This window comes from Rhabdobacter roseus (assembly GCF_014202275.1).
Taxonomy (GTDB): Bacteria; Bacteroidota; Bacteroidia; order Cytophagales; family Spirosomataceae; genus Rhabdobacter; species Rhabdobacter roseus.
In genome coordinates, this window is the sequence record NZ_JACHGF010000001.1 from 47,723 (window position 1) to 70,017 (window position 22,295).

Here is a 22,295-nt window from a genome sequence, read left to right on the forward strand (position 1 = left end):
TGATGGTTAAAATAGGTACCTTACGCCTTAAAAAAGCGGGGCATTGGCCTCCCAAACTTACCAGTATTCCGGCGTATTTTTTCGGAAGCCTGTCATTTTGGTGTAATATTGCTAAAAAATTGTTCCAATCGTTTTGTACCTGAACGAGCAACTTAGCCACATTCGACAAAGCCTGGCCGGGCTGGCACCCGAACTCTACCTGGTGGGTTTATTTCTGGGGTTTCTTTTGGCCGAGCTTCTGCTCCTGCCTCGCCAGCAGGATAAAGAAAAAATGGCGGGCTGGCTACAGGCGGCGGCGCTGGCCGGGGCCGTAGGATTGCTGGGGCTGCTGGCCCTCCAATGGCAGGAAGAACCCGCTTTTCGCTTTCAGCCGCTGCTTTATCTGGATAAAAAAGCCGTTCTCTTCAAGGTACTTATAACGGTAGCCTGGCTGTTTGCGCTCGTGCACCTGCGGGTACTTCGCTACCGGTTTCCAGCCGAGCAAAGTACCCTGCTGATCGCCATCGTGCTGGGGCTTTTTTTGCTTTGCATGGCTACCCACTGGCTTACCATCTACTTGGCCCTGGAGCTGGTTTCGCTGGGTTCTTACCTGCTGGTTTCGCTCTCGCCAGACCGCAAGTCGGCCGAAGGGGGCCTAAAGTACCTGCTGTTTGGGGCCGTCAGCTCGGCCATCATGCTGTACGGCATCTCGCTCCTCTACGGCCTCACGGGCACGCTTGACATCACCGATCCGGCGCTACGCACCGGGCTGCTGGAAAATTCGCCCTGGGTGATGCAGGTAGCCATGCTCATGGCGCTGGGCGGCTTGTTTTTCAAGCTCTCCCTGGTACCTTTTCACGTCTGGACGCCCGACGTGTACGAAGCCGCGCCCACGCCCCTGGTGGCTTTTTTGTCGGTAGCGCCCAAGGCCGCCTCCCTGCTGGTGCTGATGCGGCTGGTGAGCGTGCTGCCCGCCGAGGTACTTTCTACACTGGGCGGTATTGCGCTTATCAGTATTACGGTGGGCAACGTGGCCGCCCTCTGGCAGCAGAATGCCCGCCGCCTGCTGGCCTACTCTACCATCGCGCAGGCAGGGTACCTGCTGGTGGGCCTGGTGGCCTACTCGCAGCTGGGCTTCGAAGCGGCTACGTTCTACGTGGCCGCCTACCTGATCCTGAACCTGGCCGCGTTTTTTCTCCTCGACCTGCTGGTGCCGCGCTCCGACACGCAGCTGGACTCGTACGCCGGTCTGGGGCGGCAAAGTACCCTCGTAGGCGCGGCCATCACGGTGGTGATGGTGGCCCTGGCGGGGTTGCCGCCTACGGTGGGGTTTACGGCCAAATGGCTGGTGTTTTCGGCGCTATGGGACAGCTATGAGCAGGCGGGCGAGCCCTGGCTGCTGTGGTTGCTGATCGGAGGGCTGCTCAATGCCGCCATCTCGCTGGTGTACTACCTGAAGGTACCTTACCTGCTTTTTTTTCGTCCGGCTCAGGGTACTTGGCAACCCGCTTCCTACTGGCCCAACCAGATCATGGCGGGCGGACTGCTGGCGCTGATCGTGTGGCTGTTTTTCCAGCCCGCCGGGCTGCTGCACTGGATCGGGGTACTTTAAAGGGGTACTTTTCTTTTCCATAAAGTACCTCTCAAATGTATTTGTGCTCAAAGGTACTTTACCGCACGGGTTCTACCCGGTACCCTTGTTTCCGTAGCAGCGCAATGACCCCCTCTTCGCCGCCCAGGTGCGCCGCGCCTACGGCAAAAAAGGTAGGCTTGGCCTGCATCATTTGGGCCATCAGGGGTATCCAGCGGCGGTTGCGCGCAAAGAGCAGCGTCTCCTGCTGTCCTTCCAGCTCGAAGGTACTTTCCAGGGTCAGGTTGAAGAGCCCGGCTACGTCCTGCTGCTTGTAGAGCTTCACCATTGCGCCAAATTCCTGCCGGGCCTGGGGCAGGCTATCAATGAATTGCACCAGCATGTAGGCTTGCTTTTCGTAAGGGATACTGTCAAAAACGGCCATTTGCTCGGCCACCGTCTCCAGGCCTACAACCTCGGCCTGCTGCTGCTTGGCCAGGCCCACAAGCGCCATTTCGTACGACTGCGGCTGGCAAGCCAGCACACGGTTGAAGAGGATACTCATCAGCATGAACGGCTTGGCGCGGTCGAAGGTACTGATGTTCATCCCGACCGAATCTTTAAAAAACCGGTGCAGATGCTGGTACTGCGGCTCGGGGAGTAGCTGGCTGAGCTTGTTGTCGTTGCGCATGAGCATGCCCTGGGCCATGGCGGTCATCAGGCCCGGATCATCCATGTCGATCTCCAGAGCTACCTGCTCGGTTTGCTTTAGGCAACTTTTCAAGGTGTCGCTCAGCGAGAAATCCTGGGGGCAGATCAGGTGAATGGTGCCGAAAAGGTAGGAGGGGGTACTTGTAGTCGGGCCTCGTCCGTTCGAAATTTTCCAGAGCAGGGCGGGCTCGGTAGGTACCTGGGCCCTGCTGCTGGCAGGGAAAAGCCCTCCGGCCAGCAGCAGTAAGCCAACTAATTTTTTGATCATGGGGGTACTTGGTAAGGACATATAGAACAAAGCTAGTAAGAGTAAAGGTACTTGTAAAGTGCGTAATCCCGGAGCCGTAGCGGTCTTTAATTTCTCTGTGTACGCCTGAGTAACCTTATTGTACTAAACGGACCGTCTTTAATCAAATCTTTTCCGGGCTATTGTCGTTTAAGGGCCAAAGGGAATTTGTATCTTTGTCTACCAATCGACGAACTAAATGCCCCTTGCCTAAGTTTTAGGAGTACCGAAAGGTACGAAGTTTACGTAGCAAGCTGACTACCAATTTTATACCATAACATCTTCTTATGAGCGACGCTATTAAGCATGAGTGCGGAATTGCACTCATCCGTCTGCGCAAACCTTATCAATACTACATTGATAAGTACGAAACGCCCCTCTACGCGGTACACAAATTATCGGTGCTGATGGAAAAGCAGGTGAATCGAGGGCAGGACGGAGCCGGAGTAGCTAATATCAAGATCGAAGTTCCGGCGGGTAAGCGCTATATCAGCCGGTACCGGTCCGTAGAGCCTCAACCCGTTGCGGACATCTTCCGCAAGATTCACAAGAAATTTCGTAAAGCCCTAAAAGACAACCGCGACGGCGCTACCGACGCGAAGTGGCTGCAGGAAAACGTGGCCTTCACCGGCGAAGTGTGGCTCGGGCATCTGCGCTACGGTACACACGGGACCAACGAAATCGAAAACTGCCACCCGATGCTCCGGCAAAACAACTGGCGGAGCCGCAACCTGGTGATGGCGGGGAACTTCAACATGACCAACGTAGACGAGCTCTTCGGAAAGCTGGTATCGCTGGGGCAGCACCCCAAAGAGAAGGTGGATACCGTGACGGTGATGGAAAAAATCGGACACTTCCTGGACGAAGAAAACCAGCGGGTGTTTGATCGCTTCAAGGGAATCTTTGATAACCCCACGCTCTCGGATATTATCGAAGAAAATATTGACCTGCAGCGGGTACTTTACCGCTCCTGCCGCGACTTTGACGGCGGCTACGCCATGTGCGGGCTTACGGGTTTCGGTTCAGCTTTTGTGATGCGTGACCCGGCGGGTATCCGGCCCGCGTTCTACTACTCCGACGACGAGGTGGTGGTGGTAGCATCGGAGAAGCAGGCCATCAAAGCGGCTTTCAACGTTGAGTACAACCAGATCCAGGAGATTACCCCCGGCAGTGCGCTCATCATTGATAAAGAAGGCGAGTTTAACGAGCTTTCCATTTTGCCTCAGCAGGAAAAACGGTCGTGTAGCTTCGAGCGCATCTATTTTTCCCGGGGTACCGATCCGGATATTTACAACGAACGAAAAAAACTCGGGAAGTTGCTGATTCCCCAGATTCTGGAGGAAATCGACTACGACCTGGAAAATACGGTGTTCTCCTACATTCCGAATACCGCCGAGACGTCCTTCTTCGGGATGATCGAAGGCTTGGAAGAGTACCTGGCCAAAAAGCGCAAGCGGGCCATCATGGAAGGGATTCTGTTTGAGGAAGAGCTGGACCGGGTACTTTCGTTCCGGCCCCGGATCGAGAAGCTGGTTACCAAAGACGTGAAGTCACGTACTTTTATTACGGCCGACGAACTCCGCGACGACATGGTGTCCAGCGTGTACGATACTACCTTTGAGGTAGTACGCAAGGGCATCGATACGGTGGTCGTGATCGACGACTCCATTGTGCGGGGTACTACGCTGGAAAAAAGTATCCTGAAAATGCTGGACCGGCTCGGACCCAAAAAGATCGTGATCGTGTCTTCGGCGCCGCAGATTCGCTTCCCCGATTGCTACGGGATCGACATGTCAAAAATGAAGGACTTTGTGGCTTTTCGGGCCATGCTCAAGCTGCTGGAAGAGCGGCAGATGGGGTACCTGCGCGAAGAGGTGTACGCCCAGTGCGCCGCAACCCTGGCTACCCGCAACGCCTACACCACCAACTACGTGAAAGCGCTGTACGAATCCTTTACAGACCAGGAGGTTTCGCAAAAAATTGCGGAGATCATCCGGCCGGACGACTTACAAGCCGAGCTGTCGGTTATTTTCCAAACCGTTGATAACCTGCATAAAGCCTGCCCCGACCACCTGGGCGACTGGTACTTTACGGGCAACTACCCCACGCCGGGCGGAAACAAGGTCGTGAACAAAGCCTACGTCAACTTCCACGAAGGCAAGCTCGTTAGAGCCTACTAGGGTTATAGATTTTTAAGCATCAACAAAAAAAGCAGAGGAGCCCATCGCTCCTCTGCTTTTTTTGTGAGGTTTGTAAGTACCTTACTCCAGCACCCGGATCACCACCCGGCGGTTTCGGGCCCGGCCCTCCTCGGTATTGTTAGGCGCTACCGGCCGGGCATCGCCAAATCCGATGGCCGAGATGCGTTCTTCCTCCGTGCCGCGGCTTATCAGGTACTGCCTTACGGCCCGGGCTCGGCCCTCGGACAACCGCTGGTTCACCTCCTCGCTGCCGGTATTGTCGGTATGGCCTTCCACAATAAATCGTAAGGCCGAATAGCGTTTGATCAAATCGCCAATGGCGTTTAGGGAACGATACGAAGCCTCGTCGATGACGTCGGTATCAGTGGCAAACCGAATCGGTACCGTCAGGAGCGAATCCAGGCGCTGCTGGAGGGCCAGCCGGTCGGCCTGGGACTGGCCGCTGGGGCAGCCATCGTTTTCGCGGGTACCAGGTACCTCCGGACAGCGGTCTATGCCATCGTGTACGCCGTCGCCGTCCGTATCGGGACAGCCGCCGTTTTCGTAAGTACCCGGTTTGTCGGGACACAGATCGCTCGGGTCAGGAATACCGTCGCCGTCGGTGTCGGGGCAGCCGCCGAAGCGTACCAGGCCAGGTACATCAGGGCAGGCATCAAATTGATCGTATACGCCGTCGCCATCGCGGTCGGGGCAGCCCCGCAACGTACCCGCCACGGTGGGGCATTCGTCCAGCCGGTCAATAAATCCGTCACCGTCCGTATCGGGACAGCCGCGGGTAGCCACCGGCCCAGCCTCCTGAGGGCAACGGTCTACATAATCGGGTATACCGTCCCCATCGGAGTCGGGGCAGCCAAAAAACTGGCTGGTACCGGGCACATCCGGACAGCGATCGCGGTCGTCGGGAATACCGTCGCCATCGCTATCTTTGGGCTTGCGGGTAAAGCGGTGCGTGAGGCTGAGCGCGAGAAAGCTAAACTTATCGTTGGGTGTATCGCTATACGAGGTACCTTCCTCTGGGTTGGTAAGGCGCCGCCCCGACGTAGCGTCCAGCTTGTCGGTACGGGCAAAGTAGAAGCGATAATCCAGTCCGAGCTGCCAGGTACGTGCCAATTGGTAATCAAACGCTACGCCCAGAGGAATGGTGCGCTCGGCCGTTCGGGTTACGCCCAGCCGCCCCCTGGGATTCCCCCAGCGTAAAAACAGCGGATTGCGGCCACTTACGTCACTATTGGTAAAACGTACCCGTTGGTTGGTTGTGAGGTCGTAGGCGTTGGAGCGAAAGTACATCATGCCAATTCCTCCGTACACGCTGATGTGCAGTTTTTCGTCGTCATAACGGCTAAACTGTTCCGTCAGGTCCCACTTGGCCAGCAGGTCAATGGCGCGGTAGTCGGCCACGAAATAGGAGTTAAAAAATTCGGTTTTTTCCCCGCCCAGTTTTCCGGTCGAAAAGTCAAGGCCCATGGTGAAGGCGCGTTGTACTTTCTGGTTTAGGCTGAAGCCCGCCATTCCCCGCATATCCTGCTCGCCCAGCTCGCCAAAAAACTGCGTTAGGCCGCCTCGTACCGTTATAGAATAAGGTGTGAGCTGCCGACTGGTCAGCGTTTTGGCAGCCGTGGGCTCGTCGGACTGCATACTGATCCGGCCCTGAGCCATGGCCGCTACGGATACAAAACACAGATAGCTCGCTAGTAAAATAAAACGCATCATAGTGTATGGGATCTCGCGGTATGAATAGCAAAGATAAAAATCTGTGCCTAACTCCCCCAATTTCACCCAATAAAATCAGGCAGTTAGCGAACTTTCCCTCCGGGGCTTGGTTTAAGAAAAGCGAATACCTATTAGTTTTGCGTCCCATCTTTGATCTAATACTTTCTCAATGACCGTAGTACCCTATAAGGATAAAGATAGCCGTAAGCGCGAGCAGGTGGCGGAAATGTTCGATAATATTTCTCCTAAGTACGACCTCCTCAACCACCTCCTGAGCGGGGGGATCGATATTTACTGGCGCAAACGCGCCGTGCGGCTGCTGCGGAAGGCCCAGCCCAAAAAGATCCTTGACATCGCCACGGGTACCGGCGACTTCGCCATTGAGGCCTTGTCTTTAAACCCCGACAAGATCATCGGCGTGGATATTTCGGAAGGAATGCTGGCCGTGGGCCGCGAAAAAATCCAAAAGCTAGGCAAGCAGGACATCATCGAGCTCCGCACCGGCGACTCGGAAAGTTTGCCCTTTACAGACAATTATTTCGACGCCGTTATCGTTTCGTTTGGAGTACGGAATTTCGAGAATCTGGCCGCCGGGCTCCGTGACATGTACCGCGTCCTGCGGCCCGAAGGTACCTGCGTGGTGGTAGAGTTTTCCAAGCCCCGCTCGTTTCCGTTCAAGCAGCTGTACAGCTTTTATTTCCGGTACATTTTGCCTACCATTGGCAAGGCCATTTCCCGGGACAGCTCGGCTTACAAGTACCTGCCCGAGTCGGTGCAGGCCTTTCCGGACGGCGCCGATTTCCTGGCTATTTATGAAAAAGCGGGTTTTAAAAAAACTAAATGCATACCACTTACCTTCGGGATTTGCTCCATTTACATTGGCCAAAAGTAGTTGTTGGGATTGGCCTGGCTTTTCTTACCATCCAGGAGAGTAAGGCGCAGGGGACGGGCTACGTGCGTCGGCACCTGGAGTTTTACGACGACAAACCCATTCACTATGGATTCCTGTTTGCCATGCCCGTTACCCGCTTCAACATCCAGCGGAGCGACCAGTACCTGCAAGGCAGCGATTCGCTGTACCTGATCCAGTCGCCGCGAAAAGCGGCTTTTCGGGTCGGGGTGATTGCCAACGCCTACCTTAGCGAGCATTTCGATCTCCGTACTACCCCCGGCATTTCGTTGTACGCGCGCTCGGTCGATTACCGCTTTACCGGCGGAAGTACCCGGCCCGAAACCCGGGAGTCCACCTGGATCGAAATCCCGGTACTGCTCAAGTACAAGTCTACCCGCCGGGTGAATACCCGCATGTACCTGCTGGCCGGCATGACGCTGGGCATCGAGACCAACGTGAAGCGCAGCCGCGCCAATGGCCCTTCTGGAAGTCGGCTTGATACCCAAACGACGGACCTCACGCTGGACTACGGCGTCGGCTTCGAGCAGTTTTTTGAGTTCTTTAAGTTTTCTCCAGAACTGCGCTTTTCGCACGGCATGGTCAATTTGCTCCGTCCCACGGACAGCACCTCCGGCCTGGGGCTAAACCGACTCACGTCGCACGCCGTGACGCTCTACATCAATTTTGAGTAAGTACCTCTGGAAATCAGTTGCTTCCATTTTTTTTGCTATTTTTTTGATAAAATAGTTGCACAGAACAAATCACTCCTCCATATTTGCAGTCCCAAACGACAACAAAAAGGGGTTCTTAGCTCAGCTGGTTCAGAGCACCTGCCTTACAAGCAGGGGGTCGGGGGTTCGAATCCCTCAGGACCCACATTCAAAAAGCACTTACGATCCTTCGTAAGTGCTTTTCTTTTATACGCTTGTCCCAAGTACCTTAGCTCCCCCTCACTCGAGCGAATTCAGGAACCGAATCAGACCAGCCACGTCCAGGATATGATCCACGACGGTATGCAGAATGGCGTACTGGGGCATGTACCCGGCCTGGGCGGTTTCGGGGAGCTGCGCCACGGTGACGCCCCCGGCCTTTTTGATGGCGGTGAGGCCGTTGGTACCGTCCGAATTGGCCCCTGACAGCAAAATGCCGACCAAGGCAGGCCCGTATACTTCGGCGGCGGACTCAAAGGTGACGTCCAGCGAGGGGCGGCTGAAATTGACTTTCTCCGAGTCGTCCAGCGAAAAGAGCTGCTGTTTTTCCAGCAACAGGTGGTAATCAGCGGGAGCCAGGTAGATGTTGCCGGGCTGAATGGGGTCCTTGTCTTCTACCTCGCGCAGCGGTAGGGCCGACTTCAGCGCCAGGATGTCCAGCAGGGTAGAGTCGCTGGAGTTTTTGCGATGCAGCACGATGATCATCACCAGAGGGACCCGTGGCGCTAGGGCCGGAAGCAGGTGCAGCAGCACTTCGATACTTCCGGAAGAGCCCCCGACGACCACGGCCCGGCAGGGGGGTGTTAGTCTATTTTCCTCCATATCTTTTCTTTATTCATGGGTTTGAACTGGGATTGTATGGTCGAAAATTTCAGCGTTTCTTTGGCACCTAAGGCTAAGTACCCCAGCGGGCTCAGGCTTTCGTAAAATAGGTTAAGTACCCGGTCCTGGAGGTCTTTGTCAAAGTAGATCAACACGTTTCGGCACAGGATGAGGTCAAATTCGTTGAAGGAGCGATCCGAGACCAGGTTATGGGTCGAGAAAACCATCTTTTGGGCCAGCTCTTCGTCAAACTTGGCCTGCCCGTAATGAGCCGTGTAGTAGGAGGAAAAATCTTTGGTACCTCCGGATTCAATGTAGTTTTCGGAATACTGCTTGAGTTGGTTCAACCCAAAAATACCCTTGCGTGCTTTTTCCAGTACTTCCGGGTTCAGGTCAGTGGCGTACAGCAGCGATTTGTGCAGTAAGTTAGCCTCTTTGAGCAAAATAGCCATGGAATAGACTTCCTCGCCCGTAGAGCAGCCCGCGTGCCATACCCGAATAAAAGGCTTCGCCGCAATGGATGGAAGTACCTCCGCGCGCAGACACTTGTAAAAGAGCGGGTCCCGAAACATCTCCGTGACGTTGACGGTGATTTCTTCCACAAAACGCCGCAAGTAGGTAGAGTCCGTCCGGACCCGGTACCTGAGCTCCGCAAAGCTGGGGAATTTGTCCAGCCCGTACAGACGGGTAATCCGTCTTTTCAGCGACGCCCGGGAGTAGTTGGTGAAGTCGTACCCGTATATATCAAACAGATCATTCAGCAAGATGTCAATTTCCTCCTCTTCTATCATGGCCAACGCTTAAATACTTGCTAACATCTCTAACAGCTTGTCTACATCAATGGGTTTTGAAATATATCCGTCGGCTCCGGCCCGCAGGCATTTTTCCCGGTCGCCTACCATGGCTTGGGCAGTTACCGAAAACACGGGCGTATCCTTCCGCTTCTCGATGCCTTTGATGCGGGGGATGGCCTCGTACCCGTCCATGTCGGGCATCATCATATCAATCAGGATGGCATCCACGACTTCGTCGGTTTGCAAGAGCTCCAGGGCTTCCTGAGCGTCCTGGCGGGAGATACAATCAAATGATTTTGCACGTAGCGTAGCCGTAAGTGCAAAAATATTTCTTGCATCATCATCAATGATCAGTATCCTTTTTTTGCTCATGCTGGTAGCTTCCTTAAGTAAAGCGTGGGTTAGTGAATCAATCATTAGGGGGGGACTTAGCCTCTTTCGTACAACCAAACCCGCAGCAGCGAAATGAGCTGGTCTATATCGACGGGCTTGGTAATGTAGTCTGAGGCCCCGGCTTGTATGCATTTCTCGCGGTCGCCGGTCATGGCCTTGGCGGTTACGGCAATCACCGGCAGGTTTTTCCATTTATAGTTTTCCCGGATTCGCCTGGCGGTTTCGTAGCCATCCAGCTGGGGCATCATCATATCCAGCAGCACCACGTCAATGGCCGGATTCTCCTGTAGCTTCTGCAACGCTTCTTTGCCGTCCAGGGCCGTTACGACGTTCATTTTATAGTTTTCCAGGGCTTTGGAGAGGGAGAAAATGTTTCGCACGTCGTCGTCGGCTACCAGTACCGTTTTGTTGTTCAATATTTCGCCCAGAGCGCCTGATTTTTTGGACGAGGCAGGCTCCGTTTTGCGCTTGCTTTCTTCCACCAAATGCAGGAAAAGCGATACTTCATCCAGCATACGTTGGTACGAATGGGCGGTTTTCACAATGATGGAATCCGCGTACTTCTTTATTTTTAACTCCTCGGCCATGGACAGGCTTTTGCCCGTAAAAATAATGATGGGCAGGTTTTCCAGGCCCGGGTTTTTCTTGGCTTCCTCCAGCATTTCGTAGGCCTTCTGGTCCGGAATACCCATATCCAGAATCACACAGTCTACTTCCTTTTTCTTTAAAGCCTCTACCCCTTCCGATATATCGCTTTTCAGCTCGGAACTAATGCTGAAAGTCTCCAGGAAGTAAGCCAGGGCTTTGGCGTGCTTGGGGTTGTCCTCCACAATCAGTACCTTTTTGGAGTTGCGGTTGAGGACGTACTCGATCTTCTTGAATACGTCTTGCATTTGTTCGTAAGCCACGGGCTTGTCGATGAAGTCAATGGCTCCTTTCAGCAGGCTTTCGTTTTTGAGCTTATGCGAAGACATGATATGGACCGGGATGTGCCGGGTAGCGGGGTCGGCCTTGAGCTGATCCATGACCTCCCAGCCGCTGATAACGGGCAGCTGGATGTCCAGCAGTATGCCCAGGGGCTTGTAGGCAACCGCCAGCCGAAGGCCTTCGTCGCCCCGTACGGCCACAATGCCCTTGTAGCCTTGCTGGCGGGTGTAGTCCAGCAGGGATTTGGCAAAAAGGGTGTCGTCCTCGACAATCAAAATGACTTTATCCTGCTCGGTGATGGTACTTCTATCGTCGGGGATGGCCTCCGGAATCACGGGACTGATGTAGGGCTTCACTTTGGCGGCCGACTTCACCTGCGAATGGTCAGTGTCCTGATTCGTGGCAATAGGGGTACTTAGAGGGGAAATGACCGGGTAAGCTGCCCCCGACTTCGCCTTGGAAACCGGAATAAGCACCGTAAACTGGCTCCCCTGGTTCACCTGGCTGGACAGGCTTATTTCGCCGCCCAGGAGCTTCACCAGCTCCCGGCTGATGGACAATCCCAGGCCGGTTCCGCCGTATTTGCGTTTGGTGGAGCCGTCGGCCTGCTGGAAAGCTTCAAAGATCAGGTGCTGTTTTTCGGACGGAATACCAATTCCCGTATCCTTCACCACAAAGCACAGGGTATTTTCGTTGGTGGCTTGTCGCTGTACGTGGAGGCTTACGGTACCTTTGGCGGTAAATTTGAGGGCGTTGGAAATAAGGTTTTTCAGGATTTGCTCCAGCCGCATCTTGTCTACTTCAAAGACCGCCGGGACGTCTTTGTCAATCTTGATTTCAAAGGCCAGCTTTTTCTCGTTGGCCAGGGGGGTGAACAGCGATTTCAGATCTTCGGTAATTTCCTGCACAGAAACGTCCTGGTAATCCAGGCTCATTTTACCGGCTTCAATCTTGGACAGATCCAGGATCTCGTCGATCAGGCCCAACAGGCCGTTGCCGGAGGACTGAATCACCCGGGCGTACTCGATCTGCTCGTCGTTCAGGTTCTGTTCGTTGTTCTCCGAAAGCAGGCGGCTCAGCAACAAAATGGAATTGAGGGGTGTGCGCAGCTCGTGCGACATGTTGGCCAGAAACTCGGACTTGTAGCGGGTACTTAGCTCAAGCTCTTCGGCCTTTCGCTGTATCTCAAAGTTCTTTTCTTCCAGTAAGCCACTTCGTTCTTCGAGCTCTTCGTTGGTTTGCTGGAGCTCTTCCTGCTGCACCCGCAGCTCCTCTTCGGAGGCCTGTAGTTTTTGCGACTGTGCCTCTAGCTCCGCGTTCAGGTTTTCCAGCTCGGAGTGTTGCGTCTGCAATTCTTCGGATTGCGCCTGGGTTTCTTCGAGCAAGTTCTGTAGCCGCAAGTGGTCCAGCGCGGCATTGATCCCGATGGCCATGGCTTCCAGGTTGGCCTGTAAAAACTCCAGCTCGAGCGGCTCCGGCTTTCTTAACAAACCTATCTCTATGACCCCAATGCATTGGCGGGCGTAGAGCAGCGGCACAATGACGAGCGTGGTAGGTTGTGCCGCCCCCAGGGAAGACGATACAGGAAGGTAGTTTTCGGGCAAATCATCCACGATCAGCATTTTTTTGCTTTTGATCACCTGCCCCACCAGGCCTTCTCCCACCGCAATCCGCTCCGGCGCCCCCAGAGCCGCGTAGCTACCCGCCAGCTTGTAGTGAAACCCACTGTCCACGATGTAGATGGTACCCAGGGGCGCACCCACGTAGCTCACCAGGGTGTCGATCAGGTTGGCCGCCAGCTTTTTGAGGTCGCGCTCGCCCCGGATGGCATCGCTCAGCGCCACGGCCCCCGTCTGGAGCCAGGTTTTATTATTAAGGTCGTTGAAGGTATGCTCAAGCGAGTGGGTCATTGTGTTCAGCGCCCGCGAAATCCGCCCGATCTCGTCATCCTTGTCGTCAGTGCTTCGGGCCGAATAATTCCCGGCGGCGATCTCTCGGGTGATGCCCTCCATGACGGTGATCCGGCTAGCCGTTTCGGCGTACCTGGCTTCGGCTAGCTGCTGCTGGGCAATCCGGCTGTCCAGGTCTCGTTTGATGCGGATGTACGCAAAAAAAGTAATCAGGATGGAGATAAGGGCCGCCAGTAGCAGCAGTAACGGCGTATACGTAATGTAGGCACTTTGCTGGCTTAACCGGCTCTCCAGGAGTTTATTTTCTTCTTTTTTGATGTGGTCTATGACCAGCCGGAGGTCATCCATGATCTTTTTTCCCCGGAGCATTTCCTGATGGCGCACAACGGTATCCCGGGCAAAGGTTCGGCTTTGGCGGGTCAGGTCAAGTACCTTTTGCATCTGAGCAAATTTGGACTGATACAACCTTCTTACTTCCTCTAGGCTTTTTTGCTGGGTGGGGTTATCGGTAGTGAGGTCTATCAGGGTATTGTAGGTACCTGTTACTTTTTCGTAGGTTCCGTTGTAGAGCTGTAAGAACAACGGGTCGAGTGTAATAAGAAACCCCCGCTGGCTCGTCTCGGCATCCTTTACGTAGGAGATTACATTTTCGGCTTCCAGAAGTACCTGGTTGGTGTGATTGACCAGCTTGGAATTGCTGATGAGCTTCTGGGTGCTGTAAAAAGAGGCAAAAAGACTTACGATCAATAAGACAACCGAAAAAGAAAAGACAACTTGTAATTGCCGGATGATCGAATTGCTAGCGGATAATTTTGACATAGCGGTTTAGTAAGGCGGATTCAGGTACTTTTTTCAGGGTTGTTCGTTGGGTAGTTCGTCGGCCTGGGTGAGCGGTAAAACGATAATAAAACTAGCGCCTTCGTTTTCGCGGCTTTTGGCCGAAATAAGCCCGTTGTGTTTATCAATAATTTTTTTGGCAATGGCCAGCCCAATGCCCGTCCCTTCGTAGTTGGTGGGGTCATTTAGCCGCTGGAAAATCACGAAAATAAGATCCAGAAATTTTTCATCAAATCCTATGCCGTTATCATTCAGTACAATACGGCAGTACTTTCCCGTTGGGGAGGGCTCACTATTTATCTCTTTGTGCGCCACGAGCTCGGCGCTGATCGTAACAAGAGGCGCTACGTCTTTCTTCGAAAATTTAAGCGCATTGCTGATCAGGTTTTGAAAAACCTGGCGTATCCGGCTGGGTATGGTCTCGATGATGGGTAGTTGATCCACCCGAATCACGGCCTCTTTCTCCCGAATCAAATCATCGAAGTCCTCTACCAGCTCGTTGATCAAACGGTTGAGATCCGTTGGCTGAAACTGCGCCGTGGCCGATAGCCGCGAATATTCGAGGAGGTCATTGATGAGCTGAGACATCCGGGCCGATGAGCTGATGGACCGGCTCAGGTAGGAAAGCGCCTCTTCGTTGCCGGGCAGGTACTTTTCCTTAATGATGGTATTGAATGTCTGTATTTTCCGGAGGGGCTCTTTGAGGTCGTGGGAGACTACCCACGTAAATTGCTGGAGCTCATGGTTGGCGCTTTCCAGCTCCGCGTTTTTAAGCAGAAGCTCTTTTGTTCGCACTTCTACCGTTTGTTCCAGCATCTCGTTGGCCATTTTTTGCTGGTGAATATCCGTAAAGGTACCTACCCACCGCACAATGCTACCCTGCTGCTCGACGGGTACTACCCGAAGGCAGTAGTAGCGGTAGGCCAGCGTTTGGAGATTTTTCAGACGTACTTCGCATTCAAATTCCACGCCCCGGGCAAAATGCTCTTCCCACTTATCGCAGAGGTGGTCGTCCGGGTGGGTTTCGGGGAAAGTACCCGCGTCCGGGGAGTAATGAAACCACTGCTCATTCACGTATTCAATCCGGCCGTCGGTAGCTACCGTGAAGGCAATCTGAGGCAGCGACTCCAGCACAAAACGAAGCTCCTGCACGCGTCCGGCTAGTTCTTCCTGGGCCTGCTTCCGGATCTCTATTTCCTGCTGCAGGGAGTTTTGGATGGCTTTTAGCTCCTGCTGCTGCTCGTAGAGCTTATTGAAGGTTTTTACTTTCAGGATCAAAATATCCGGGTCAACGGGCTTGGTGATGTAGTCGATTCCGCCGGAGGTATAGCCCTTGGTGATGAATTTCTTCTCCCGGTTTACGGCCGAAAGAAAGATGATCGGGATGTCTTTGGCTTTGCTGTAACCCGCAATGGCCTCGGCTACCTCAAAGCCATCCATGCCGGGCATTTGTACGTCCAGTATGATGAGCGAGTAGCTGCTTTTCAGAATTTTTTTTAGAGCCTCTTCACCTGACTCAGCCGTATCCGTTTGAAAATTATGCAGCTCGAGTATTCTTTTTAGCGGAAGGATATTTTCGGGCCTGTCATCAACAATAAGAATCATAGCTGTTATATAGCGGTTTGGACAAGTAAAAAGATGCCCTGGTACCACAGATAACCACTACCCCTGCACCAGGCAGCGGCTACCTTTTCGGGGCAGAACTCTATTCATATTCAAATCACGCGGAAGGGAAAGTGAGCAAAGATACGAATTGAATTTTGAATAGCGCGGTATTTTGGCCGTTGCCGCGCAGGGGATTGCCTGAAAGCGCTGTAAATGAACGGCTAAACTACCTTGCAGACACTAGCAATGCGCCACCCACTCCGCCTACGGCCCTATACGTAAGCCAAAAAGAGGGTAGTTGCAGAAACAAAAACGGAGCCCGTGCGCCAGCCGACGTGCTATTTGTGGGCCGTCTTGTGCAGGTACTTTCTTTTGTATTCCAGGGGAGTCATGTCGGTCACTTTTTTGAAATGCCGGTAAAAATTGGAGACATTGTTAAAGCCACACTCAAAGCAGATCACTTCCGTAGCCAGCCGGTCGTCCACCAGGAGCCGACAGGCGTGGCTGATGCGGATCTCGGTCAGGAAATCGTTGTAGGTTTTGTTGGTCATGAGCTTGAAGTACCTACAGAAAGAAGTCACGCTCAGGTTGGCCACCGAGGAAACATCCTTAAGGCTGATCTCTTTTTTGTAATTAGAGAGCGTGAAGGCATACACGGTGTTGAGCCGGAGCGTCTCCGAATCGTTGGATTTATAGAAGGCATTGGCCGACGCAATGCTGCTAACTTCTTCGGTCTCGGCCAGGATCTTGAGGATCGTCAGGAGCAGAATGAGCCGGTCCAGATTGTGGGCGTCGGCGGCGGCGTACATGAGCGGAATGATTTCCTCCCGGGCTTTGCCTTTGATAACGAGGCCCTTCCGGGCTTTTTCGTAAAGCTTCGGGATGAGGTAAGCCTCGGGCAAGTGCAGCAGGTCTGCGCCCAGGCAGTCGGGCAGAAAATGGATGATGATCACTTCCGCCGTGGCGTGGGAGCTGCTGCCTTCTTCGACCCGCCAGGTATGCGGCAAATTTTCACCCAGCAAGATCAGCTCGCCATCCGAGAAGTTACTGATGTCGTCGCCGATAAATCGTACCCCTTTGCCTTTGATGAGGTGGTGAAGCTCCAGCTCCGGATGGTAGTGCCAGACGGTCCCAAAGGCCGACTCCTTCTCATGACGAATACTGAACGAATTCTGGGATTTAAGCGGTACTCGGTGAAAATGGGGTTTCATGTATTCTAAGTGACTTAGTGGGTTGTTTTTACAGCGTACATCAAGAAAGTTTAGGTTAAAGTAATACAATGAGGTTTCTTGTATAAGTAAACACGAAGATACTTGCTATTTGCTCAGCAGCTAGTTACATCAGGAAAAATCTTTTCGTAACCACGAGCCGTCTTTGGTCCTTTCCGCAGGTACCTGCTTACTTCGTCCATTGTAAATCCTCGCGCTGATAAAAATAGAAGCGTCCGGTTTCGTCACCTACCAGTAGGTTGAGGGAATTACCTGGCCCCAGGTACCCTACAGTCGGCGAACAGGCGTGTTGTCCCTTATTGATCCGTTCATTTTTAAATTGCACCGCTACGGGATACTCATAAACGGGCCGGGCTTCGGTACCTGCGTTTCGCAGGAAAAGAACCGCCGCGCCGTTTTCCGGGAGGCGATACGGCAGGCCGCGCGTCGGCTCGGGGATGGTGGCGTAGCGCGGGGTACCTACGAGCAAATCTTTCACGCCGTCTTGGTCCCAGTCTACGAGCACAATCTTGGAGCGGCCCGTTTCGCCACCTTTTTTCCAGTTGGCCCGGATGGGGATACTGTCGCCGATGGTGAGCTTACCGCCATCCTGGAGGTTGTAGGTGTCGAGCTGCCAGTAAAGATGGAACTCGTCGTCGGTGTCGAGGCAGATGTAAGCGTTGCGATCGCCCAGTTGGCCCACGCCCGGCTGCACCCGCCAGGTACCGTGCAGGTCCAGGCCATCTACGTAAAGCGGGCGCTCGGGCTGCAGGTACGGCTTTTCCCGAGTACCGGTGTTGACGTAGATATTGAATTTTCCCCGGCTGTCGCCCGTGAGTAGATCGGGCAGCCCGTCGCCGTTCCAGTCGTAGACGGTAGGGCAGGAGTACCCCCAGCGACTCTCGACCGGCCCCTGCACCGACTGGTTGTAGCCCGGCTGAATGTGAATGGCGTAGCCTCCGGCCTCGACCGCTACCGGGCTATGAAACTTCGGATGGGCATCATTACCCCGATTTTCAAAAAAATAAATAAGACCCAGGGAGGTACCTGAAATAATGTCCAGATCGCCGTCGCCGTCCCAGTCGGTGAGGGTAGGTACTACCAGGGAGCTCCCGTAGAGGTCGGGGTGGGTTTGTAGCAAGTGGACGGGCTCCGCAAACACCAGGGCACCATTGGACAGCTGTTTATCTTCTGCTTTATAAAAATAAATACCTCCCTCGCTGGACACGATGAGGCCTTTCGCCCCCGGCCCGTCAAAAAAGGCCAGGTACCCATGAATGGCCGGATTGCGGTGCATCAGCCCCCGGGGGTTTACGAGGTAGGTGGCTTCCCCCAGCGTTTCGGTGTGCTCGTCGATTCGGTAGGCGTGCAGGTTGCCCAGGGTAGTACCGCAGAGCAGGTACTTTTGCCCCCGAAAAGTATAGAGCGTGTAGCCTTCCAGCGAGAAGTACGTTTGGTCCAGTGAGGTGAGGGGTTTTACGTTCAGAACCGGGCTGTCCAGGCTAGACACAAAGGCCCCGTACATACCGGACTTCGGCAGCGGGTTTTGCCAGAAGCCTTCGGGACCGTAGGCGCGGCGCGCGTGCCGAACCGCTGGGTCAGGATGCTCCTGGTAGGCGCTGTCGGCTACGGTAAAAAGAAAAAGGTACCTGGAGGGGGCTAGTTCAATCACACCAAAACGGCCAAAGCCCCGGGGAAGGCCGTGAATCGCGATCGGTTTTGGCGCGGAGAAATCCAGGGTGCTTTTCTGGAATTTCCCGTAGTGAAGCGCTTGTCCCACTGCCCAAAAACCGTAGGCCTCGCCCCGGCTGTTTTCCAACAGCACGGACCGGCCGTAGGCCTCCTGCTCAAAGGGTACGGCTATTTTTTTCGGCTCCGAAAAGACAGGTACCCCTTCCGGGCTGTACTTTTCAAAGGCATGGTAATAAGTACCTGGATTGTATCTGTCGCTGGAAATAAACAGATCCGGGTACTTGTCGGCGTTGGCCCGCGCCATGCCCAGCAGGAAGCCATTGACCGACGGCAGCGCGAAGCGGTCGTAGGGGAGGGTACTTTTCAGCGGCTTTCCGCTTTCCGGGGTACCTGTCTGCCCCAGCGCGTCTTTTTTTCCAAACAACGCCAGCCACAGCACCAGCCCGATTACGATTTTTTGCACGTCTTAGGTACTTATAGGATTATAATTTTAAGTCGGAAGGTACCTCTGCGAAGTAGAAGCCCCAGCCTCTTTTTAACTGATCTACTTTGATCAAAATGGTATTTTCTCCTTGGGGGAGCGACACGGTGATCAGGTCCTGGTTGGGCTCAGCCTTGCGGGATACCGGCCTGTCCAGCACCAGCTTCCCGTTGATCCAGACCCGTACGCCGTCGTTGCTGCCTACACCAAAGGTTTTCGTTTGGGCTTTTTCCAAATGAACAGATCGATAGGCGTAGGCAACTACGTGTTCGTTGGGCGAGAAAAGCCGGCTGAAATCCACGTACCCGGAGGTGAGGTCCTGGTACTTGCGCCAGGGTACCTGCTGGCCGTTTTTGGCAAGGTAGGTTTGGCTGGGTACAAAGCCTCGCTCGGGCGCAAAGGCCGTCGCCAGGCCTTTGAGGTCTTCGTTCTCAAAGGGGCCCACGATCCACCAGTCGGTGTAGAAGATGGCGGCCGAGGTTACTTTTTTCAAAAAAGCGTTCAGGTTGCCGTAGGTTTCGGGTACATCGCCGATGGCCTTGATGTGGTGTTTTTCGATAATCCGGTTGAAACGAGCCAGCGCCTGCGGCATGTCCTGTCGGCTGAGGTAGGCTGTGCCGCCGATGGAGTAGAAAAAAAGCTTGGTGTAAAGTACCGGCAGGTAGGCCAGCTCCACCCGCCCGGCCAGGGCGGAGTCGGCCGCGGCGGCTTCGTGCGCTAAACGGAACAAGCTATCGGCCTTCTGGATCGTGGCCAGCCCCAGGTAGTTTACTTCCGTAGGTTGCGACCAAATGCTGAAGTAGACGCTGTCGGGCTGTACTTGCTCGTGCAGCAGCCGGATGTACTGGCTCAGGTAAGGCGCGGCGGCGCCGTACACCTGCTGCACAAACTCGTCTATGAGCGCCTGGGCGTCTTGCTCGGGATTCCACATGAGCTGCGCAAAGACCCACGCCCGCAGCTCCGAAAACTCCCCGCCTCCCTGCTCCGGTACGTTATTGCCCTGGGCAAAAAGCCCGATCACGCCCTGGTCGGCGTAAAACTTCACGTCGTGCTTGAGCGTCTCAAAATTGGGAAAAGGCATGAGGTACTGCGCAAAGTCGGTGAAGTAGTCCCAAATGGTGATGCGCTTGGCGATGCTTTTCCACTGGGCCAGGCGCTCGCGGTAGCGCTCGTGGTGCGCACAGGCTTCAATGGGGTGCGCTGAGCAGTAGTTGTAGTGGCACAGCCGGATGGTCAGGTTGTCGGCGGGGCGAATGGTTTTGGGGGGTACTTCGGTGTAGGCGTAGGCCAGGGTTTGTAGTTTGATGGCGGGATGGTGCTTCGCTACGGTATCGGCGATCTGGTTCACGAACGCCAGCAGCGAGCCCGCATGGCTGCCTTCGGCTTCGTCCAGCGCCCGGCAGTTGTTACAGGTACAGTAGCCTTCGCCGTCGTTTTGATCCACCGAAAACACGTTGGCGCGGGGCTGCTCCTGGATCCAGTCAAGTACCTGCCGGGTGGCTACTTTCACTACCTCCGGGTTGGTGAGGCACAGCTGCGCGTCTTTGCGCTGGCGTACACCGTCTATTTCGGAAAAGTACTCCGGGTGCTGGGCAAAGTACCTTTGGGGCGGTACCAATTGATAAAACGTATGCACAAACGGGTAGGTGATATAGCTTCCGCCCAGGGAGTCGGGGATGGGCACGATGCTGGGGTTGAGCCGGTTGTGGACGGCCCACTCGGTGTCGTAGGCTTCGCGGTACCAGGCTTCGCGGTATTCGAAAGCGGGCCGCTGCCGCTCCTCGATCGGGGACAGGCGCAGGGTACTTTGCGGGGGTACTTTCACCACCTCCCGTGTGTACCACCGGCAGCCGAGGTAGTCCGAGAGGTACCCCAACACACCGTACAAAGTACCCCGGCTACCGCCACCTGCGATGAGCAGGTACTTCCCATCGGAGCGAATGAGGTACTCTTCGGGGCCAAAACGGGCTGTGTCCAGCCCGCTGAGTACCGCTGGGGGTATTTCTTGGAAGCCAACGTATATGAGCCGCTCCTCTGGCCCGGCCTGGTGGGTGATCTCTAGCTTGCAGCCGCTGATTTTTTCGAGGTTCTTTTGGAGCTCGGCGGCGGCATACTGCTCCGGCTGGCTCGCCTGGGCCGAAACGAAGATTTTGTAATCGCTCTTTCCGTTGGAAATCAAACTACTGCCCGATGAGCAGCCGAAGAAAAGAAACGCGACCAGCGTGGTAAGTACCAGGACGGTACTGGCTATAAGGTACTTCATGAGAGGAGGTTGGGTTTAGGAAGGGGTACTTTACTCAATGCAAGGAATACAAACGCCCCTCGCCCGGCAAAAAGGTAGCCTTCAGGGTATGGGTTTTTGGGTCAAAAGGTACTTGCACGGGTTTTCCGGTGGCCTTGGAGATTTCCTTCACCCGCTTCACCGAACTACCCACCCGAAAGCTCAGCTCCTTGGCTTCTTTGAATGACTTATTGACCACCATGATGTACTCTTGGGTGTCGGTTGCCTGGTCGGTGAAGCGGCTTAGAATCACGTCCGCGTTTTCATCCAGTACCTTCCACACAAAGTCGGCCGGGGGATGGGCCGTGCCGAGCCAGAGGCTATCGCCGGTATGGTACACTTCGCGTGCGTCCAGCCGGATCAGCGTTTTGCCCAGTTGCTTCATCTCGCCGTTCAGGATTTTGAAGGGTTCGTAAAGATCCGTTTTCACGCCCGCGGAGTCGATGATACAAGGCGAGAAGGTAAGTACCTCGGAATGCCGGATCTGGGTCCAATACGGAAACCACACCGGATTTTTAACGCCGTAGGCCAGGTTGGAAAAGCCATTGAGCCGCATTTCGTCGGCATTGGGGCGGCGCAGCTCCTCCACGCCGCTGAAGTACATGCCAAAGGATTGCAGGCAGGAAGACGTCTTGACCCCGTACCGCAGCCCCAGCCGCCGAATGATGTCCAGGTTATTGAAGTGCGTTTTTTCCAGGCGCTGCTTGCGCTTGTAGGGGTAATTGTCAAAAGCCAGGTAGTTCAGGTTTTCTTTCCCCACGCCTTCGATCCAGCGGGTTAGGAAGCCCTGCTCGTAGTTGTTCACGGCCCAGTCGGGCAGGTGATTTACGTAGGCGTCGCGGGTGGGGTCCAGGCGGGTCACCAGGCGCTGCAGGTCAATGGCTGATTGGAGCCGCGCGGAGTCGGGCTCGTCCGTGATGTAGTAGCCCGCCAGGGCCGGGTGCGCCCGGTAGTCGTTCACCATCGCCCGGATGGCTTCCTCGCCCTGGTTGATGCGGGCGTCGTAAGCGTACACCTTCAGGCCGTGTTGACGGGCCATGTCCAGGGTCTTGAGGTTTCCGGCGCGGTCGCTGGCCACACCCGGCCCTATATTAAAAATAACATCCACGTGCGCTTCTTTAAGTACCTGGTACTGCGCGTCGGTGAGGAAATCAGCGGGGGGCGGCGAATAGATACTGATGAGGAATTCGGGTTTCTTTTTCTGCCCCGAGGCGGGTAAAGCCACCAGAAGCGATAGGCTCATCAGCCCTAGTGAGAATAGGTGAAGGTACCTCATGGTAGAAAAA

General features: G+C 54.6%; 15 protein-coding genes and 1 tRNA gene. 5 read left to right on the forward strand and 11 right to left on the reverse strand.

The features are described 5' to 3' along the window. Nucleotides 1–133: 133 nt before the first annotated feature. Entirely contained in the window at nucleotides 134–1,591 is a 1,458-nt protein-coding gene (locus HNQ92_RS00230; RefSeq protein ID WP_184169273.1) for an NADH-quinone oxidoreductase subunit N, read from the forward strand. Nucleotides 1,592–1,649: 58 nt separating this feature from the next. Here the strand turns inward: HNQ92_RS00230 and HNQ92_RS00235 are convergent, their stop codons facing one another. Beyond that, nucleotides 1,650–2,528 carry a TraB/GumN family protein gene (locus HNQ92_RS00235; protein ID WP_184169275.1) on the reverse strand — a complete coding sequence of 293 codons (879 nt, stop codon included), beginning with the start codon at nucleotides 2,526–2,528 and terminating at the stop codon, nucleotides 1,650–1,652. A 305-nt stretch (nucleotides 2,529–2,833) separates the two neighbouring features. On the opposite strand from HNQ92_RS00235, the gene HNQ92_RS00240 reads away from it, so the two are divergent. Next, complete coding sequence (locus HNQ92_RS00240; protein WP_184169277.1) at nucleotides 2,834–4,726, forward strand: amidophosphoribosyltransferase; 1,893 nt, start codon at nucleotides 2,834–2,836, stop codon at nucleotides 4,724–4,726. An 81-nt stretch (nucleotides 4,727–4,807) separates the two neighbouring features. On the opposite strand, the gene HNQ92_RS00245 is transcribed toward HNQ92_RS00240, so the two are convergent. Then, the gene (locus HNQ92_RS00245) at nucleotides 4,808–6,457 is read right to left on the reverse strand and encodes an OmpA family protein (RefSeq protein ID WP_184169279.1); all 1,650 of its coding nucleotides are present in this window, start codon (nucleotides 6,455–6,457) and stop codon (nucleotides 4,808–4,810) included. A gap of 169 nt (nucleotides 6,458–6,626) precedes the next feature. On the opposite strand from HNQ92_RS00245, the gene ubiE reads away from it, so the two are divergent. The 3 genes from ubiE (at nucleotide 6,627) to HNQ92_RS00260 (ending at nucleotide 8,225) form a co-directional block, all read left to right on the forward strand. After that, complete coding sequence (gene ubiE, locus HNQ92_RS00250; RefSeq protein WP_184169281.1) at nucleotides 6,627–7,349, forward strand: bifunctional demethylmenaquinone methyltransferase/2-methoxy-6-polyprenyl-1,4-benzoquinol methylase UbiE; 723 nt, start codon at nucleotides 6,627–6,629, stop codon at nucleotides 7,347–7,349. Further along, entirely contained in the window at nucleotides 7,298–8,041 is a 744-nt protein-coding gene (gene porT, locus HNQ92_RS00255; protein ID WP_184169283.1) for a type IX secretion/gliding motility protein PorT/SprT, read from the forward strand. The genes ubiE and porT overlap by 52 nt, the downstream gene beginning before the upstream one ends. Before the next feature lie 109 nt (nucleotides 8,042–8,150). Continuing rightward, nucleotides 8,151–8,225: transfer RNA gene (locus tag HNQ92_RS00260), tRNA-Val, on the forward strand. 74 nt (nucleotides 8,226–8,299) lie between these two features. Here HNQ92_RS00260 and HNQ92_RS00265 read toward each other — a convergent pair. From HNQ92_RS00265 to HNQ92_RS00305, 9 genes are all read right to left on the reverse strand, one after another. Continuing rightward, complete coding sequence (locus HNQ92_RS00265) at nucleotides 8,300–8,881, reverse strand: chemotaxis protein CheB (RefSeq protein ID WP_184169285.1); 582 nt, start codon at nucleotides 8,879–8,881, stop codon at nucleotides 8,300–8,302. Continuing rightward, nucleotides 8,863–9,672 (reverse strand): CheR family methyltransferase, encoded by an 810-nt coding sequence (locus HNQ92_RS00270; protein WP_184169287.1) that lies wholly within the window; start codon nucleotides 9,670–9,672, stop codon nucleotides 8,863–8,865. Before HNQ92_RS00270 ends, HNQ92_RS00265 begins: the two co-directional genes overlap by 19 nt. 9 nt (nucleotides 9,673–9,681) lie before the next feature. After that, nucleotides 9,682–10,047 (reverse strand): response regulator, encoded by a 366-nt coding sequence (locus HNQ92_RS00275; RefSeq protein WP_184171717.1) that lies wholly within the window; start codon nucleotides 10,045–10,047, stop codon nucleotides 9,682–9,684. Nucleotides 10,048–10,103: 56 nt separating this feature from the next. After that, nucleotides 10,104–13,724 (reverse strand): response regulator, encoded by a 3,621-nt coding sequence (locus tag HNQ92_RS00280; RefSeq protein WP_184169289.1) that lies wholly within the window; start codon nucleotides 13,722–13,724, stop codon nucleotides 10,104–10,106. 33 nt (nucleotides 13,725–13,757) lie between these two features. Beyond that, nucleotides 13,758–15,347, reverse strand: coding sequence for a hybrid sensor histidine kinase/response regulator (locus tag HNQ92_RS00285; RefSeq protein ID WP_184169290.1), 1,590 nt, complete (start codon nucleotides 15,345–15,347; stop codon nucleotides 13,758–13,760). A gap of 338 nt (nucleotides 15,348–15,685) precedes the next feature. Next, nucleotides 15,686–16,558, reverse strand: a complete 873-nt coding sequence (locus tag HNQ92_RS00290; RefSeq protein WP_184169292.1) for an AraC family transcriptional regulator — start codon at nucleotides 16,556–16,558, stop codon at nucleotides 15,686–15,688. Between the two features lie 187 nt (nucleotides 16,559–16,745). Then, nucleotides 16,746–18,710 carry an FG-GAP repeat domain-containing protein gene (locus HNQ92_RS00295; RefSeq protein WP_184169294.1) on the reverse strand — a complete coding sequence of 655 codons (1,965 nt, stop codon included), beginning with the start codon at nucleotides 18,708–18,710 and terminating at the stop codon, nucleotides 16,746–16,748. Nucleotides 18,711–18,729: 19 nt separating this feature from the next. Continuing rightward, a complete protein-coding gene (locus HNQ92_RS00300) occupies nucleotides 18,730–20,991 on the reverse strand; it encodes a DUF4838 domain-containing protein (protein ID WP_184169296.1) in 2,262 nt (753 codons plus the stop codon). Nucleotides 20,992–21,025: 34 nt separating this feature from the next. After that, a complete protein-coding gene (locus tag HNQ92_RS00305; protein ID WP_184169298.1) occupies nucleotides 21,026–22,285 on the reverse strand; it encodes a hypothetical protein in 1,260 nt (419 codons plus the stop codon). Nucleotides 22,286–22,295 lie beyond the last annotated feature (10 nt).